The sequence below is a fragment of the Bacteroidota bacterium genome, from assembly GCA_016722375.1.
Lineage (GTDB): Bacteria > Bacteroidota > Bacteroidia > Chitinophagales > LD1 > Bog-950.
In genome coordinates this window covers 20,292-37,111 of record JADKJG010000008.1, presented here as the reverse complement: position 1 = coordinate 37,111, position 16,820 = coordinate 20,292, and the positions used below count along the sequence as shown (strand labels likewise).

Genomic DNA, 16,820 nt, shown 5'->3' with positions numbered 1-16,820 from the left:
GTGGACATCCTACCACTGAAAAGACAAAAAGGATTAAAAGAAGAATAAAATGGGAATTAAAAAATATCGCCCTACCACCCCGAGCATGAGGTTCACAGAACTTCTAACGTTCGATGAAATCACCACTAACAAACCTGAAAAAAGCCTTTTAGCTCCGCACAAGAGCAGTGGTGGTCGTAACGGCGAAGGTAAAATGACCATGCGCTATATGGGTGGTGGCCATAAGAAGCGTTACAGAATTATTGACTTCAAGAGAAATAAATTTGACGTTCCTGGAACAGTCACCTCTATTGAGTATGATCCAATTCGCACCTCGTTTATCGCCCTGATTGCTTATGCTGATGGCGAAAAGAGATACATCTTGGCTCCGAATGGTTTGAAGGTAGGACAGAAAGTGATTTCAGGAACAAAGGTTGCCCCTGAGGTAGGAAACACATTGCCTCTGGCAGAAATTCCTTTAGGAGCTATCATACACAATATTGAATTGCATCCCGGAAGAGGTGGAGTCATTGTGAGAAGCGCCGGTGGCTCTGCACAACTTTTAGCTCGCGAAGAACGCTATGCCGTTATCAAATTGCCTTCCGGCGAATCAAGAAAATTATTATTACAGTGTGTGGCCACTATCGGCAGTGTTTCCAACGCTGACCATAATCTTCAAAGCCTCGGCAAAGCAGGGCGTAAACGCTGGTTAGGTCGCAGACCAAGAACAAGACCGGTAGCAATGAACCCTGTGGATCACCCGATGGGAGGAGGTGAAGGTCGTGCATCAGGAGGACATCCTCGCTCTCGCAGAGGAATAAAGGCTAAGGGTTATAAAACTCGGGCGCCTAAGAAGAGTTCTTCTCAGTTCATCATGCAGAAAAGAGGTAAGTAATCAATCATCAATAGAAAATAACCAATAGAAAATGGCACGTTCAATAAAGAAAGGTCCTTACATCGCTTTCAAACTCGGAAAGAAGGTCAATAAAATGAATGAAGGCGGGAAGAAGACAGTAATCAAAACCTGGAGCCGCTCCTCCATGGTGTCTCCCGATATGGTAGGGCATACATTTGCAGTACACAACGGAAATAAATTCATTCCGGTTTATGTTACCGAGAATATGGTGGGACACAAACTAGGAGAATTTGCTCCTACCCGCGTATTCAGAGGCCACTCCACCAAGAAAGTAGTATCCTAATCAATCTCAAATTAAGAAAACATGGAAGCAGTAGCACATTTAAATAATAACCCCACCTCTACCCGCAAGATGCGCCTCGTGGCTGACCTCGTGCGTGGCAAGAGTGTATATGACGCTTTGAATATTTTGAAGTTCAGCAAGCAGGAAGCCTCTGTAAAGCTCGAAAAGCTTTTGAAGAGTGCTATCAATAACTGGGAGCAGAAAAACGAAGGACAAAAACCAGAGGACAATGATTTGATTGTTTCTGAAATTCAGGTGAATGCCGGAACTATGCTGAAGAGATTTCTTCCCGCACCACAGGGCCGTGCTTATCGTTTGCGCAAACGCAGCAATCACGTTACTATCAAAGTGAACAGCAAAAATGCTGCTCCGACAACTAAAGAAGTAGCTGCCAAAGAAACAGCAGAATAATAAATTAAGAAGCTTTTTATCTCAGAACCCTTGCCGGATGGCAAGGGTTTTTTGTTTGTCTAAGACACTGCATACACCGAGAAGTCCTTGTAGATTGTCAGCTATGAGTTAGTTTCAGGATTGAGAGATTAATCCCTTACAATCCGTTAAACGAAATCCCGACGGAGAATTCGTTTGCCTTAGGGCCTTTCCCTCCTTTGAAAACGTTCAAGACTCCATAATAAGCCGTCACGTTAAAGACACTGTAGCCAACCCGAATCGTAGGACCGAAGCGGAAAAGGTTGAAATCAGGAAAGCGCCGCTCAACATAAGTTTTCTTACCCGTTTGGTCTTTGATGGTTTGTCGGGTGTGTACATCCACTCGAACACCTCCCTTTACCCCAATTGCTACTTTCCAGAAGTTGTTGAACTTGTCCGGGTTAGATCGGATACGCAATTCGAGCGGAATCTCTATATACTGAATGGTCACTTTATTCACCTTATAATTTGATAAAGTGGCCTCGGGCAGCGGCTTAAATACGGTGGAGAAAGCAGCCGTAGTATCATCTTCCACCAGTTCATGTCGGCTATAAATATTCGTGACACTGTAGCCAAAGCCAGGTGCAAAACTGACGCGGCTGCGCTTGAAACGAAAATCCCAATAGAAATACAAATTGATTCCCCGTGAATACCACTTGGTGCGCAAACCGTTCATGCCTGCTGAGTTGGGGTTATAAATCCAGTTCGTGCCCAGCAAATCAACAGCAATGCGATCTTTAGCTATACGAAGAAACTTCTTCTCTAATTCAGCCTTTTTCGCCGCCCGTTTGATTTTGGTAGAATCCTGTGCAAAGATTACTACAACAGAGAGCGCAAATACGAGAACAGCAAATATTTTTTTCATTCGGAGTAATTAGCCAATAAAACGGCGGGCAAAAGTAATTATTTTAAGCCCTTCTGGGGCGGTCCCGAACTTTAACTCAGATACTTTCCTTCCATGGGCATTCTTCTTCCGCTACCAAATGCTTTAGGCGAAATTCGCAAGGCAGGTGGCGCCTGGTTTCTCTTCCATTCAGAGCTATTCACCAGTTTCAAAATACGGTTGACCAATACCTGATCAAAACCCATGGCAACAAGTTCTTTGGGACCCCTTCGTTTCTCGATATACTGCAAAAGTATTCTATCGAGGACGGGATATTCCGGTAGCGAATCAGAATCTTTTTGATCAGGACGCAATTCGGCAGAAGGCGCTTTGGTTATAATATTTCGCGGAATGATTTCTTGGTCACGATTGATATACTCCGCCAGTTCGTACACTTGAGTTTTATACACATCACCAAGAACCGCGATGCCTCCGCACATGTCCCCGTATAGGGTGCCATACCCCACAGCCGCTTCGCTTTTGTTGGTGGTATTGAGCAATATATAGCCGAACTTGTTGCTGAAGGCCATCAGCAGCACTCCGCGAACTCTAGCCTGCAAGTTTTCTTCCGCCACCGAAAAGGGCAGGTCCTTAAAATATGGATGGAGTGTTCCGAGAAGAGACTGGTAATTATTCTCGATGGGCAGCACTTCAAATTTAATTTGTAGATTTTCCGACAACTGCTTTGCATCATCTAACGAGTGTCCGGTAGAAAAACTAGACGGCAGCAAGAGCGACATCATATTTTCCTTGCCAAGTGCTTCGGCAGCCAAGCAAAGAACCACCGCGGAATCAATACCGCCGCTCAATCCCAGAATGGCCCTTTGGAACCCAAGCTTTTTAAAATAGTCACGAATCCCTAACACCAGTGCATCATGAATCATAGCAATCTTAGAATGCTGAATGTTGATAGCTGATTTCTGAGAAAAGGGAAAATCAACCAAATGAACTTCTTCATTAAAGAAATCCAATTGTTCCATCACCTCTCCTTTTTCATTCATCACCACACTGCCCCCTTCAAAAATCAACTGTGTCTGCGCTCCTATTTGATTGACATAAACCATCGGCAAATGGTAGCGTATAGCATTAGTACGAATCACATGTATCCGGTCCTCATATTGCTCATAACTAAATGGTGAGGCCGAAAGATTGATCATCAGATCGGGCTGCTGTTTCATCAATTCGTCCATCGGACAAATAGTATAGAGCGGATTATCATTACCGATGTTCCAGATATCTTCACAGATGGTAACAGCCAGTTTCTTCCCTTTAAAGCGAATCACATTGAATACATTACCCGGTTCAAAGTATCGGTACTCATCAAAGATATCGTAATTGGGCAGTAAGGTTTTGTCCACGATTTGCTTTACCACACCTTCGTACAAAAAGAAAGCCGAGTTAAATAAATCCTTTCCTTCGATCACCGGGTTCTTCCTCGGGCATCCTATCAGTGCGGCAACTTTTGTAGTATAAGGTGCAATATCATTCAGTGACTTTTCACACTGTTGGATGAAGTCGTCAAATTCCAGAAAATCTTGTGGAGGATATCCGCTAATACATAGCTCGCTGAATACAATTAAATCGGCAGACTGCCTTTCAGCTTGTTGAATGGCCGAAACAATTTTTTGCTTGTTGGAATCGAAATTTCCAACATGATAATTCAATTGGGCTAAAACAATTTTCATTTCTAGCAATTAGAACAATACTCCAGCTTTTAAACTGAAGAAGCGCATGACATTGGCTTCTTTCTTCACGTCATGGTCAATAATATTATTGATAAAGCCGTTGTGGTAGAAAAGGCCGCCGAAAAAAGAAGTGCGGTCGTCAAAGCGATATTCCATTCCCGCCCCTGCGCCTAGCCGAACATCGAAGAAATTGGAATGAAATTTTGGAATGATAGTAGCAACATCGTTATTGGGACGAAGAATTTTTTCCTGTTCAATCAAAATATTATTCCCATTGATGTCAGGAATGGAGTCGCTATAATTCGCCCGGGCGCTCAAGGTAATATTGATTGTAGCTCCTACTTGTCCCCAAAAACAAAACTTACTTCCCTTAATGTCGTTGGATTTCATTTTGATGTACGCCGGAAGTTCCAGATAATGAAAGCCATATTTCTCGGTTATCTTTCTAACCTGAATTCCATTCTCAATTTCAAACTGGTCCCGTCCTTTGACATTACAACCGTCAAAAGCTCCATTTATCCCGCTGACCAATCCATAGTTTCGGGCGAACCAATATTCGAGCACAAAACCATAACTAACTCCAAACCGAGGTCGGCCCTTGTTCAAGTCTTTCCCCATCGGTTTCGACCAAGCAATGCCGGGCGAAACTGCCAAGCCCATTCTTATCCGATCACTCAAGGCCTGACTTTCAATGGCTGTAAAAATGAAAAGGATAACTACCAGATACTTTTTCATAGGGTTTGTGTTTAAATTTCTGAGCGAAGAAAATGATTTCAAGAGAACCACACTTCATTTTTTTGCATTTTCGCCCCATTATGAATTATAAATATGCAGTGGCAGTCTTGTTATTGATATGGGGTATTTCAGGATGCCAAGGTTGCAATAAAAAGAAAGGAAGAGATAAACCGGATGTGTCCGGAATTAACGCAGAGGTCTCCATACTGCGTTTTGATTTGGACTTGCAGGGATTTTTGAAACAAGATTTCGAGGCACACCAACAGATGATGAAGAATAAATACGGAGCATTTTACCACTTTTATACTGCTCAGTTTATCGCCGGTACAGACCCCGAAAGGGATTCAAGCGACGTGGCACAGGATATCATCATAAAATATCTTTCCGACCCTTATATACACCGCGTTCAGGATTCCATCAATAAGTATTATGCCGATACCAAAGATATAGAGAAGGATTTGTCACAGGCACTCAAATATTTCAAGTATTATTTCCCTACCATTAGTATCCCTAAAGTGATAACGGTCAATTCCGGCTTTTCATTAAGTGCCTTTACCTATGATGAAAAATATCTCGCGATAGGACTTGAGATGTATCTCGGCCCGCAAAATCCGGATTATGATAGTGTGGGCATATATCAATATCTCCGCCACAAAATGAGTAGAGAATATATTGCGCGCAACTCAATGGAAGCACTTTGCAATTTATATCTGGAAAAATCCGAGTCTTCTCGTGAAAACACATTGATGGAAGCTATGGTCGAAAAAGGGAAGAAGTTATACTTGTTATCCTATCTATTCCCCGATGCCCCAGATAGTCTGCTCGTAGGATTCACGACGGAACAAACCCTCTGGTGCGAACAAAATGATTATGAGGTTTGGAAGTTTTTAAACGACAAAGACATCCTTTATAAAAGTGATTTTATGGACCAAAAAAGATACTTAGACGAAGGACCTACCACCCAGGGAATGCCGGCTGAAGCACCGGGCAATATCGGAAGTTGGTTGGGTCTGCAAATCGTTCGGAAATTTGTCAAAGAATCTGGACGGACTATTCCTTTATCCGAACTTATCTTAAAATATGACCCGAAAACAATAGCCGCCAAGGCTAAGTACCGGCCTTCAAAATCTGTATTCTAACAGCGCAATAGTTGTTCAAAATAATATCTTTGAACACAAAATTTTCCTGCGGGACTGAAAATGGATATAGCTAACAAGGAAAAATGGTATAATAAACTCTTTAGGATACTCAACTCTTCAATTTGCTTTTCTTTAGCCTACACCATCATGACCTACGGGGGGTATTTTGCTATGGGTTTGGTAGGCAAAGTATTCAAGTTTGATGCCAACATATATTATTATGGAGTTCGGTTTCTGCTCAACCAAAATAAATGGACTAAATTCAAAATCACATTAATATTTACCACTTATCCGTTCTTTGCGCTAATTTTTGGATTACTGATGTTATATCTATTCTCAAAAATCAAAGAAGTGCGCACCGTACTGAATCTTTTCTTCGTTTGGTGCTTTGTTATCGGTTCCTCCATCTTTGTATCTCAAGGTCTGGTCGCGACCATGGGCGCCAATGAATTTAATTCCCCCTTCTATCAGCATTTTTCAGTGGTATTTGCTTGGTGGTTTATGCCTCCGGCCTTTGTCTATGCTCTTAATTTGCCCTTCATCGTGCTTTTCTTGTATTTCACGATTCACTATCCAAAATTGTTTCTCCGGTTCAGCTATTCTTATTCGAAGGTGAACAAAGTATCCCGGCGCCGGAAATATTTTGCAGAAATAGCCATCGTTCCTTTTATTATTGGTTCGGTAGCAACTACCATCCTCACCTTTCCGATGAACATCTTTATGCACTTCGTCTATTTAATGTTCATCAGCATCAGTCTGATTATTGGTTGGGTAGCGCTTCATTATCTCGAAATGATGCGCGATGATGTGTTGCGATATAGGTCATTACAGCAGTTCAACTATTTCCTTCTAATCGCGGTTATTTTAGTCATGGGCTATGTGGTTGTCACTTGGCGAGGCATATTCCTATCCCTATAGAACGTCATGTTTACCCCACTGCTTAAAAAACTGACCCCTAATCTACAACTCATAGCTGTCGGTAATTTTTTCTTAAAATTCTTCTTCATTTATGCTCTATGGAAGGGGTTTTCCTTTTTAGTTGCTATAGAGGGTACAGTGCTTCACGATCTCTGGATTTCATTAAACAACTGGCTAGCGGCAAAAATGGCACAGCACACAGCTTTTTTACTAAAAAGTGTTTTGGGACATGAATTGATTTTCAATCGGCGAAATGTAATCATATCCGGCACCGAAGGTTTTTATATCGCCAATCATTGCCTTGGAATTGCCCCTATGGTAATTTTCGCCGGTCTTATAGTCGCCTATCCAGGCAAATGGCTCCAAAAAATCTGGTATATCCCAGTGGGGATGTTCTGCATATATGCTATTAACGTAGTCAGACTGGTAGCGCTCGGTGCTACACAAGAATGTTGCGCCAAGATCTTTTTTGAGTTGGCGCACTCAAGTGTATATCTATTGTTTTCATACGGAATGTTTTTTCTCTTGGTCGTTTTGTGGATGAACTTCCTTTCAAAAAAATAATATCCATATCTTATAAAACTACCGGAATCTAAACCCTACGAGAACTAGAAGATAAGACTTCAACAACTAAAAACCTCTATTCCCGCAAATCAGGCTTCTCCAACTACCAAGGTTTTCTATTTTTGCCGCTTCATAAAACTTAAACTAAAAGAACATGAATTTCCCTACAGATTTGAAATACAGTAAAGAACATGAATGGGTGCGCGTTGAAGGCAGTACCGGTACCATTGGCGTAACTGATTTTGCTCAAAAAGAACTGGGCGATATTGTCTATGTAGAAATTGAATTGGTGGGTTCAACTGTAGAAAAAGAGGGTGTATTCGGAACAGTGGAGGCAGTAAAAACCGTTTCCGATTTGTTCATGCCCCTGAGTGGAAAAGTGCTGGAGAAAAATGATACGCTAAATGATACCCCTGAAGTAGTAAACAACGACCCCTACGGCAAAGGTTGGATGATTAAAATTGAAATCACCAATCCCGCAGAACTTGCAGGGCTGATGGATGTTGAAGCCTACAAAAAGCATGTCGGCCAATAAGGGCACTATATATCCCGCCGCTATCAACTTCTTAAAACACAACTGGCCGTCCATCTTTTGGGCGGCTTTTGTTTTATGGCTCAGTCTATCACCAGCAAAAGGACTGCCACATATTGCGATCCCACAATTCGACAAACTGGTTCATTTCTCTTTCTATTTCATCCTGGCGTCCCTGATGTATTACGGATGGAAAAAACAGAACACACTGGCGCTACTTCATCAAAACCCTTTCCTGAAAATCATACTCATTGCTTCGCTATATGGACTCAGCATAGAGGTGCTTCAGGAAACGGTAACGAACGACCGTTATTTTTCCTTATGGGATGAGTTGGCAAACATCCTAGGCGCACTGTCGGGCCTATGGATAAGCCGTAAGCTGTTTCCGTTTAAAACTTGAACGACAAGCCCACTCCAAACTGCTCGAATATCTGTAGCTTGCTATGTGCGGTAATTGATTTGTCGAATTTGTCTATGTCCGTCACTCCATCGGCTCCCTTAGCACCGGTGCCGTTCGTGCGTTTGTCAATAGGAACCGTCGCATTATATTGATAAACAAAGCGCGCCGACAAAGTGGCACTCAAGAATTTATTCACCTTAAACACGAGGTCATTATCCCAACGAACCACCGGTATATGAAGGTTAGAGGAAGAAATGGTCATAGAGCCCAGTGAGTCTTCGGCCTCATAATACTTGGGCATGGTTGTGTTGAAATTTGGATTCAGATAAGCGCTGAAAACCTTGAGCCTTGATTCGATGCTGACATTTTTAACCACTTCTTTTTGAAACAATATATCTAATTCGGCACCAAACTCTCCCATAAAACCTTTGCCCGCCAACAAGCCGAAACGTGTTTCGTCCACGTCTTTGTAATACCGGTCGGTAAATCTCCCATCGGGCAGCGTATCCATACTTCTCATTGGACTATCTTTCGTCACAAAAGTCATCTTTCCGGTAGCCGGTGAAAAAGACAGCGTAAACCACTCTTTAGGTTTCCAAGTAATGCCCGGTCCTATGGTTAGAATGGCCGGTGCGGCAAATTTTGAAACCGTCAACTTTCGATAGGCTCCATTGGCTGTATCGGTTTGCGAATAATCATAACTCGGCGTAAACTGACTTTCAAATCCTAACCGCGCCGAGACGTATAATTGTTTCGTAATCTCATAACCGAAATTTGATTTGAAAGAAAGCAGATCAATGTTTTTCTGAAAATTCCTTCGTGCCAAGCCAGATTTTCTAATCAACCCGTTGGCCACCAAACCCCATTTAGCATCGAGGCTATTATCCCATACTATTTTGTCCTTTTTATAATTGGCATAAGCATTGGCCGACAAAAGAATAGCAAAACTATTGGTTCCACCTGGCCCCCACTGATAAAGAGCTGTTTGGCTAATGGTGGCTCCTAAAAAGCCTCCTACTTTCCATATTGAATCGCGCAGATAAATGCCATCGCCACCCAACACCACTTTCGGCTTTTTCTTTATTTCAGCCGTCTGGGCAGATAAAGAACCCACCCATAAAATAACCGCAAATAGCAACATTACTTTTTTCATATCTGATTCATTTTGTTCGCACAAAAATAGCTCTCCTTCAAAAAATCAAACCAAATACTTCTTCAGTTTTCCCTATTGCCGGAACGAATCCTCCTATTTTTGCGACAGACTTGCCTATTTCTACCACAGAAATAGCTATTTCCGCCGCTGACTTCCCTATTTCCGTGGCGGACTTCCCTGTTTTTGCGACGGACTTAGGTATTTCTGCGGCGGACTTAGCTATTTCCGTCGCAGACTTCCCTAATTTCATGACAGACTTCCCTCATTCCGTCACGGACTTACCTCATTCTGTCGCGGTTTTGCCTCATTCTGTGACAGAATGAGTCTGGGTATTCGCGAAAAATCCATGAATTAACAGAAAAGCGAAAATAATAGGCTAATTAATCTACTTTTTGATGATACGTTAAGGAGTTATCTTGGGAGACAGGTTTTTAATAAATCGCAAGATGGATGGAGGTGAAAAATCTAGTTTTTATTCATAATATATTCCCTCCGAAGAGCAATGTCATTAAGTTAAGGAAGTGCGACCGCGATGCGGTCGTATGTTTATAGCGAACGATATGCTATAAACATACGACTCCAAAGGAGTCGAACGCAATTGCAGATTGAATGACGGTGTTGACGGGAAGGAGATGGTCAGGGTTTTTTGCATGGAATTCTTCAGCTATAAACTGAATGCTTGGTAGGGTGTAGGCAGAGCCTACACCCAGGGCGGGCTATCCCATTTTGCATGTTATTCTTCCAACATACTTTCCACCGCTCGCTTCTAAAAGATTAGTACCCGCCAACAAAATTGTAGTACCAATGTAAATAATAATGCTGAAGGCGTGATTAAGAAAACAACTGATGTAATCAATATAGCGGATGATGTGATTAATAACGCAAAGCTTTTGATCAAGATATCGGAAGATATGATTAAGAATGCCGCCGTTTTGATTGATATAACGGCCCTTATGATTAAGAATGCGGCTATCGTGATTACAATAACGAATGACTTAATCAATAATGCGGCTACCTTGATTAAGATAGCGGAAGATGTGATTGATTTAACGGCTTCTTTAATCAATTATCCGGGGAAATTGATTAAGAATCGGGGGATTATGATTGATTATCGGGGGATTATTGTTGATAATCGTTTACTAGAAAGCGGATTATGAACAGATCGGTCAAATTGTGTGTTTTATTAATGGGTATCGGATATTTGGGGGTGGAAAAGGATGGACATTTTGGCGGAGAGGTCTAGTGTTCAATAATCTGTGTCGTACTTTATATAAGGATAGGCAGACGGATATACGCAACCCATACTTGCGCATATCCGTCGCTTTATGGCTGGATATACGCTATAAATTATACTTTAGTAACGCATAATAGATGTTGCTCTGCAATTGATGGGTTCACCCCCAGTAAGCAACGGAAGTTTTAGTTGGCAAAGGAGTAAAACCGACGGAAGGAGTGTAGCAGAAAGGATGGCGGATAAGCTGTGCAGAAATTACAGCAGCAAAGAAAATACGCTGATTTTATTTTCAAGCAGTCGCGAGGACAACTCGTGAAAGAAAAGTCTTTCAAACGATTGGCATCGTAACGACTGCTTGTGAGGCAAAGTGAGCGGAGAAAAACGAGCCATTCAAATCCGCTCAATTTGTCGTTCTGCTGTAAATGATGTTTTTGGTAGAGGGATTCACCGGTTCCAGTTAAAATCACATCCGTCCGCACTCTAATGATTACCTGCAAACTACCGCACAAAAAGACTGCGCAAATCGGGGATTTACGACAATATTTTTGCGCTAAACTTCCGGTACTTGTAGGAAAATTGAGTTCACCCATCCACTGTTCCTGTTGAGCTCCTTGGACGGATTCAACAGCAGACAACAAGAAATTTACGAGAATAATTTTTTCTCTTTTACTATTGTGGTAAAAATTACTTCGTAAATTTCTTTCCGTTAGGTGCAAGCGTAAAGGACGACACAACCGACAACAAACTAACAGAAAAACAGACGACAAAAATGCCAACGCTTCGTAAAATTAAAAGAGCTGCAAGCCGACACACAATCCAACGCTTTTGCAGCACATTTAATTTTACCCAACCGCACCCAAAGCCCACCCACCACCCGACCAGTGGACAATGGACAATTTGAGTGCAACTTTTGACAATAACAGGGTTTTAAAAATTATCTTTACGACCAATAAAAACGAATTAAAAATTATAGATGCCAACATTACACTGGATAGGAAAAGATAAGGTCATAAATCATCACATGGATGTTCCGTTTAAAGTATTGGAACACGCCTACGGCTTTAACAACGGAACACAAACAGACCAAGAAACCAAAAGCAGAAATAAAATAATACATGGCGACAACTTGGAAGCCTTAAAAGCCTTATTGCCCGAATACGAAGGAAAAGTAAAGTGTATTTACATAGACCCACCCTACAACACAGGAAACGAAGGTTGGGTGTATAACGATAATGTAAACGACCCGAAAATTAAAAAGTGGCTTGGCCAAGTAGTAGGGAAAGAAGCCGAAGACCTTACAAGGCACGACAAATGGCTTTGTATGATGTATCCACGTTTGAAACTATTACACAAACTATTGGCAGACGATGGGGCAATTTTCATTTCAATTGATGATAACGAACAAGCGAACTTGAAATTGATTTGTGATGAAATTTTTGGTGGAGGTAATTTTATGGCAAATGTTATTTGGGAAAAAAATTATTCGCCAAGAAATGATGCTAAATATTTTTCCGCATCACATGACTTTATTGTTGTTTACGCTAAATCAAAAAATTCATGGAAACGAAATTTAGCACCAAGAACGAATAAACAAAATAAATTCTATAAGTATGATGATAAGGATGGAAGGGGTTTATGGAGACCTGACAATGTTCTCGTAAAATCCTTTTCTGAAACTGGGGTATTTGGAATTAAGAACCCAAATAATGGTAAAGAACATTTTCCACCTAAAGGTAGCTGTTACCGATTTAACGAAGAAAAATCGAAGCAAATGTTAGCTGAAAATAGATTTTACTTTGGGAAAGACGGAAATGGAAAGCCGCAATTAAAAAGATATTTATTTGAAGTAAATGACGGAGTTGTTCCTCAAACAATTTGGAAGTATGATGAAGTATCGCATAATCAAGAAGGCAAAAAAGAGTTAAATAAGATTATAGAAGGCAATGTTTTTGACAGTCCAAAACCATATCAATTAGTAGAAAGAGTTTTGCAAATAGCCACTAATCCAAATGATATAATTCTTGATAGCTATGCTGGTTCTGGTTCAACTGCACACGCTGTTTTAAACTTAAATAAACAAGATGGCGGTAATCGCAAATTCATTTTAATAGAAATGGAAGATTATGCCGAAACAATTACAGCCGAAAGAGTAAAAAGAGTTATCAAAGGTTACGGAACAACAGAAGCAACAAAAGGAAATTTCAACTTTTTCACACTCGGACAACCCATGTTCTTAGAAGATGGCAATTTGAATGAAATTGTAGGCGTTGATAAAATCCGCCAATACGTTTACTATACGGAAACCAAAACACCATTAACTGAAACAAAGCACAAAGACAATAAACATTTCTTGGGCAAACATAATGACACAGCGTATTACTTCAACTACGAACAAGACGAAGTAACTACCTTAGACCATGCTTTCTTAGCCACCATGAAAACCAAAGCCGAGCAGTATGTAATTTATGCCGACAACTGTTTGCTAACAATAGATTTCATGACAAAGCATCACATCATTTTCAAAAAAATACCAAGAGACATAACAAGGTTTTAAACGATGGAAAAAACATTTGAAATTCTGCCTACTGAGCTTTTAGCAGCGTATTGCGAAAACATGAGCGATACTTTTTTAAAAAAATACGAGCAATTAGAAGAAAGCGAATTATCTATTGATACTTTCAGTTTCTACACTTCTGTATCTGCTGTTTTCTCCTCTAAGATTGAGGGAGAAAACATTGAGTTGGATTCGTATGTAAAGCACAAACGGTTTGGCATAGAATTTTTACCCGATTATACCCGCAAAATAGACGACTTATATAATGCCTATCAATTTGCAAAAAAACAAAAATGCAATGCAGAAAATATTTTGACCATTCAAAAAATGCTAACCAAACATATTTTACCAGCAGGCAGACAGGGCGAAATAAGAACCGGAAATATGTATGTAACCACTGCCGATGGAAGAATAGAATATGTTGCAGCCGCTCCTTCTGCAGTTAAAAGCGAATTAGAGAAACTATACACCGAACTTGACAGTTTATTAAACATGAAATTGACAGTGCAGGAGGTGTTCTACTTTGCTTCGCTATTGCATTTGGTATTTGTAAAAATTCACCCGTTTGATGATGGCAACGGAAGAAGCTCCCGACTGATTGAAAAATGGTTTTTAGCAGAAAAATTAGGAGAGAACGCTTGGCTCATTCAATCAGAAAAGAACTATTATATGCAACACCAAACTTACTATAAAAATATTCGGTTGTTGGGGTTGGAATACGAGGCACTTGATTATTCAAAGGCATTACCTTTTTTGCTGATGCTTCCACAATCGCTAACACTTAACGAAGAAATCAAGTAATGGAATTAAAACCCTATCAACAGCAAGTAATAAACGACCTTTCAATGTTTTTGGAGCAAGTGCAAGAAACCAAAGACGTGAAAGACGCTTTTTATAATTTTTGGGCAAAGCACCCAAAAACTCCTTTGTTTCCATTTGTTGGCACAGCCATAGAACCCTACAAAAACAATGTGGCACGAGTGCCACATATTTGCGTGAAAGTGCCTACCGCAGGCGGTAAAACTTTTATTGCTTGCAACGCCATCAAAACAATTTTTGATGCTTTTGCTTACGACAAACCCAAAGCGGTTGTTTGGTTAGTTCCGTCTATTACCATTTTAGACCAAACCATTAAAAACTTAAAAGACACCAATCACCCTTACCGACAAAAAATAAATTCACACTTCGGCAACAAGGTTGAAGTATTTGACAAAGCTGCACTGTTGCAAGGAAGCGGATTTAACGCTACTTCGGTAAAAGAACAGTTGAACATTTTTGTATTGAGTTTTGATAGCATTAGAACAGCCAACAAAGAAGGAAGAAAAGTATTTGAGCAAAACGGTTCATTGCAATCATTTGAAACGCTTTTAGGCAAGGACGAAGAAATATCGTTAATGAAAGTAATGCAGTTCTTAAATCCTATGATAGTGGTTGACGAAAGCCACAATGCTGAAACAGATTTAAGTGTGGATATGCTCAAAGAATTTAATCCTTGTTTCATTCTTGACCTTACAGCCACTCCAAGAAAAAACAGCAACATCATTAGTTTTATTGATGCCTTGGAATTGAAAAAGGAAAACATGGTGAAACTGCCTGTAATTGTTTACAATCATCAAGACAAAACAGAGGTAATCAATAGCAGTTTACAACTTCAAAAACGCTTAGAACTACAAGCCATTGCAGAAGAAAAAAAAGGCGGTAAATACATCCGCCCTATTGTGCTGTTTCAAGCACAACCCAAAAACGGAAAAGACTTTTTAAACGAAGAAGAAGAAAAATCAAATGTTCAGAAACTGAAAGAAAAACTCATTGAGTTGAAAATCCCTGCTGAACAAATCAAAATTAAGACTGCAAACATCAATGAAATTAAGGGTATTGATTTAATGAGCGCAGCATGTGAAGTTCGTTACATCATTACCATAAATGCATTAAAAGAAGGTTGGGACTGTCCGTTTGCTTATATCTTGGCATCATTAGCAGACAAGAGTTCAGCAGTAGATGTTGAACAAATTTTAGGCAGAGTTTTACGACAGCCTTATGTAATGAAACATAATTTTCCTTTGCTCAATTTGAGTTATGTTTTAACAGCATCATCAAAATTTTTGGACACATTAGACAACATTGTGAAAGGCTTGAACAAAGCAGGTTTCAGCGACAAAGATTATAAATTGGCTGACCCTGCCATGTTGGAAGAAGCCAAGAAACAAGACCCTTTGCAACAATTGACCGTTTTCCCAACAAGCGAAGAAACAGCAGAAGATATTACTTCCGACATTGATACCTCACGAATTTCAGTTCCTTCGGAAACTGAATTACCAAACACACCCGTTTCGGAAATTGAAAAATCAGCAATAGAACAAAATGAAGCCTTTGAAAAAACAGTTTCTGAAATGGAAGCAAACAATACAACGGCTTTACCAAACGAAATACAACAGCTTGTGAAAACATATAGTATCAAAGACATTTTCAAAGAACAAGCTGAACAGATAAACTTACCACAGTTTTATTTAAAAGTTCCTGCAAACGATTTATTCGGACAAAAAGAAGAAGAATTACCTTTAGAAAAGGAAAATCTTTTAGATGGTTTTGCATTAAGCAAAGCCGACACAAACATTGCTTTTGACAGCATTACAGCAGAACTCTACAAAGTTGACTTAGACGAAACTAAAAAAGAACATACGCCAACATTTGTAAGGCTTGACGGAGAAGTAAAAGAGAGTGTAATGGCTTACATTCTTGACCCATCAAGAAAAGACAGCAGAGTAAAGAATTTCACAAAACGCTTAATGGATTTAATTGGCAATATGTTTCCAATTCCTGACAAGGAAATTGAAAAATACATCAACCGAATTTTAGAAGATTTTAAAGACGAACAATTCAGCGACTTGGCAGCACACGATTACACCTATAAAGACAAAATCAAGTATAAAATAATTTCCCTTTCAGAACAGTTTGCAGAGAAAAAATTCAAGGATTATTTAGACACAGACAAAGTTTTCATAAAACCATCTTTCACTTTACCAAAAAACATTTCACCGGGCGACACAGCCAAAGACATAACAAAATCGCTTTACGAGAAAGAAGGAAGCATGAACGGTTTTGAAGAACGTGTAATCAACGAAATTGGCAACATGACAAACATTGCTTTCTGGACAAGGAACATAGAACGCAAAGGTTTTAGAATTAACGGTTTTGTAAATCATTATCCAAACTTTATCATTCAGACAAAAAGCGATAAGACAATTTTATTAGAAACCAAAGGCGACCACTTAGACGCAGAACAAAAAATAAGACTTGGCGGACAATGGGCAAACAAGGCAGGAAATAATTATCGTTACTTCATGGTTTACGAAAGACGAACAGTTGACGGAGCATATAAATTAGAAGACTTTTTAAACATCATCAAAGACATTTAG

At 40.1% G+C, this 16,820-nt stretch carries 17 protein-coding genes; 13 read left to right on the top strand and 4 right to left on the bottom strand.

From position 1 onward, the window contains the following. Positions 1-49 precede the first annotated feature (49 nt). From rplB to rplV, 3 genes are read left to right on the top strand one after another with little or no spacing between them, the layout of a single operon-like run. Complete coding sequence (gene rplB / locus IPP77_12385; GenBank protein ID MBL0310433.1) at positions 50-874, top strand: 50S ribosomal protein L2; 825 nt, start codon at positions 50-52, stop codon at positions 872-874. Between the two features lie 31 nt (positions 875-905). Next, the gene (rpsS, locus tag IPP77_12380; protein ID MBL0310432.1) at positions 906-1,178 is read left to right on the top strand and encodes a 30S ribosomal protein S19; all 273 of its coding nucleotides are present in this window, start codon (positions 906-908) and stop codon (positions 1,176-1,178) included. Positions 1,179-1,199: 21 nt separating this feature from the next. Then, positions 1,200-1,589, top strand: coding sequence for a 50S ribosomal protein L22 (rplV, locus tag IPP77_12375; GenBank protein MBL0310431.1), 390 nt, complete (start codon positions 1,200-1,202; stop codon positions 1,587-1,589). A 136-nt stretch (positions 1,590-1,725) separates the two neighbouring features. On the opposite strand, the gene IPP77_12370 is transcribed toward rplV, so the two are convergent. From IPP77_12370 to IPP77_12360, 3 genes are all read right to left on the bottom strand, one after another. Then, entirely contained in the window at positions 1,726-2,472 is a 747-nt protein-coding gene (locus tag IPP77_12370; protein MBL0310430.1) for an outer membrane beta-barrel protein, read from the bottom strand. A 71-nt stretch (positions 2,473-2,543) separates the two neighbouring features. Beyond that, entirely contained in the window at positions 2,544-4,175 is a 1,632-nt protein-coding gene (locus IPP77_12365; GenBank protein MBL0310429.1) for an NAD+ synthase, read from the bottom strand. Between the two features lie 9 nt (positions 4,176-4,184). After that, a complete protein-coding gene (locus tag IPP77_12360; protein MBL0310428.1) occupies positions 4,185-4,910 on the bottom strand; it encodes a PorT family protein in 726 nt (241 codons plus the stop codon). Positions 4,911-4,942: 32 nt separating this feature from the next. Between IPP77_12360 and IPP77_12355 the strand changes: the two genes are divergently transcribed. The 5 genes from IPP77_12355 (at position 4,943) to IPP77_12335 (ending at position 8,463) form a co-directional block, all read left to right on the top strand. Beyond that, the gene (locus IPP77_12355) at positions 4,943-6,049 is read left to right on the top strand and encodes a hypothetical protein (GenBank protein MBL0310427.1); all 1,107 of its coding nucleotides are present in this window, start codon (positions 4,943-4,945) and stop codon (positions 6,047-6,049) included. Positions 6,050-6,109: 60 nt separating this feature from the next. Continuing rightward, positions 6,110-6,967: a hypothetical protein gene (locus IPP77_12350; GenBank protein ID MBL0310426.1), complete on the top strand. Its 858-nt coding sequence runs from the start codon at positions 6,110-6,112 to the stop codon at positions 6,965-6,967. A gap of 138 nt (positions 6,968-7,105) precedes the next feature. After that, entirely contained in the window at positions 7,106-7,531 is a 426-nt protein-coding gene (locus tag IPP77_12345; GenBank protein MBL0310425.1) for a hypothetical protein, read from the top strand. A gap of 154 nt (positions 7,532-7,685) precedes the next feature. Then, a complete protein-coding gene (gene gcvH / locus IPP77_12340) occupies positions 7,686-8,066 on the top strand; it encodes a glycine cleavage system protein GcvH (GenBank protein MBL0310424.1) in 381 nt (126 codons plus the stop codon). Beyond that, on the top strand, positions 8,053-8,463 hold the full coding sequence (locus IPP77_12335) for a VanZ family protein (protein ID MBL0310423.1): 411 nt from the start codon (positions 8,053-8,055) through the stop codon (positions 8,461-8,463). The genes gcvH and IPP77_12335 overlap by 14 nt, the downstream gene beginning before the upstream one ends. On the opposite strand, the gene IPP77_12330 is transcribed toward IPP77_12335, so the two are convergent. Beyond that, positions 8,453-9,616: a DUF3078 domain-containing protein gene (locus IPP77_12330; GenBank protein MBL0310422.1), complete on the bottom strand. Its 1,164-nt coding sequence runs from the start codon at positions 9,614-9,616 to the stop codon at positions 8,453-8,455. The two genes, IPP77_12335 and IPP77_12330, sit on opposite strands and share 11 nt — an antisense overlap. 110 nt (positions 9,617-9,726) lie before the next feature. On the opposite strand from IPP77_12330, the gene IPP77_12325 reads away from it, so the two are divergent. The 5 genes from IPP77_12325 (at position 9,727) to IPP77_12305 (ending at position 16,820) form a co-directional block, all read left to right on the top strand. Next, a complete protein-coding gene (locus IPP77_12325) occupies positions 9,727-9,939 on the top strand; it encodes a hypothetical protein (GenBank protein MBL0310421.1) in 213 nt (70 codons plus the stop codon). A 504-nt stretch (positions 9,940-10,443) separates the two neighbouring features. Then, complete coding sequence (locus IPP77_12320) at positions 10,444-10,773, top strand: hypothetical protein (protein MBL0310420.1); 330 nt, start codon at positions 10,444-10,446, stop codon at positions 10,771-10,773. A 1,050-nt stretch (positions 10,774-11,823) separates the two neighbouring features. Further along, a complete protein-coding gene (locus tag IPP77_12315) occupies positions 11,824-13,404 on the top strand; it encodes a site-specific DNA-methyltransferase (protein MBL0310419.1) in 1,581 nt (526 codons plus the stop codon). A gap of 3 nt (positions 13,405-13,407) precedes the next feature. Next, positions 13,408-14,205 (top strand): Fic family protein, encoded by a 798-nt coding sequence (locus tag IPP77_12310; protein ID MBL0310418.1) that lies wholly within the window; start codon positions 13,408-13,410, stop codon positions 14,203-14,205. Continuing rightward, entirely contained in the window at positions 14,205-16,820 is a 2,616-nt protein-coding gene (locus IPP77_12305; protein ID MBL0310417.1) for a DEAD/DEAH box helicase family protein, read from the top strand. The genes IPP77_12310 and IPP77_12305 overlap by 1 nt, the downstream gene beginning before the upstream one ends.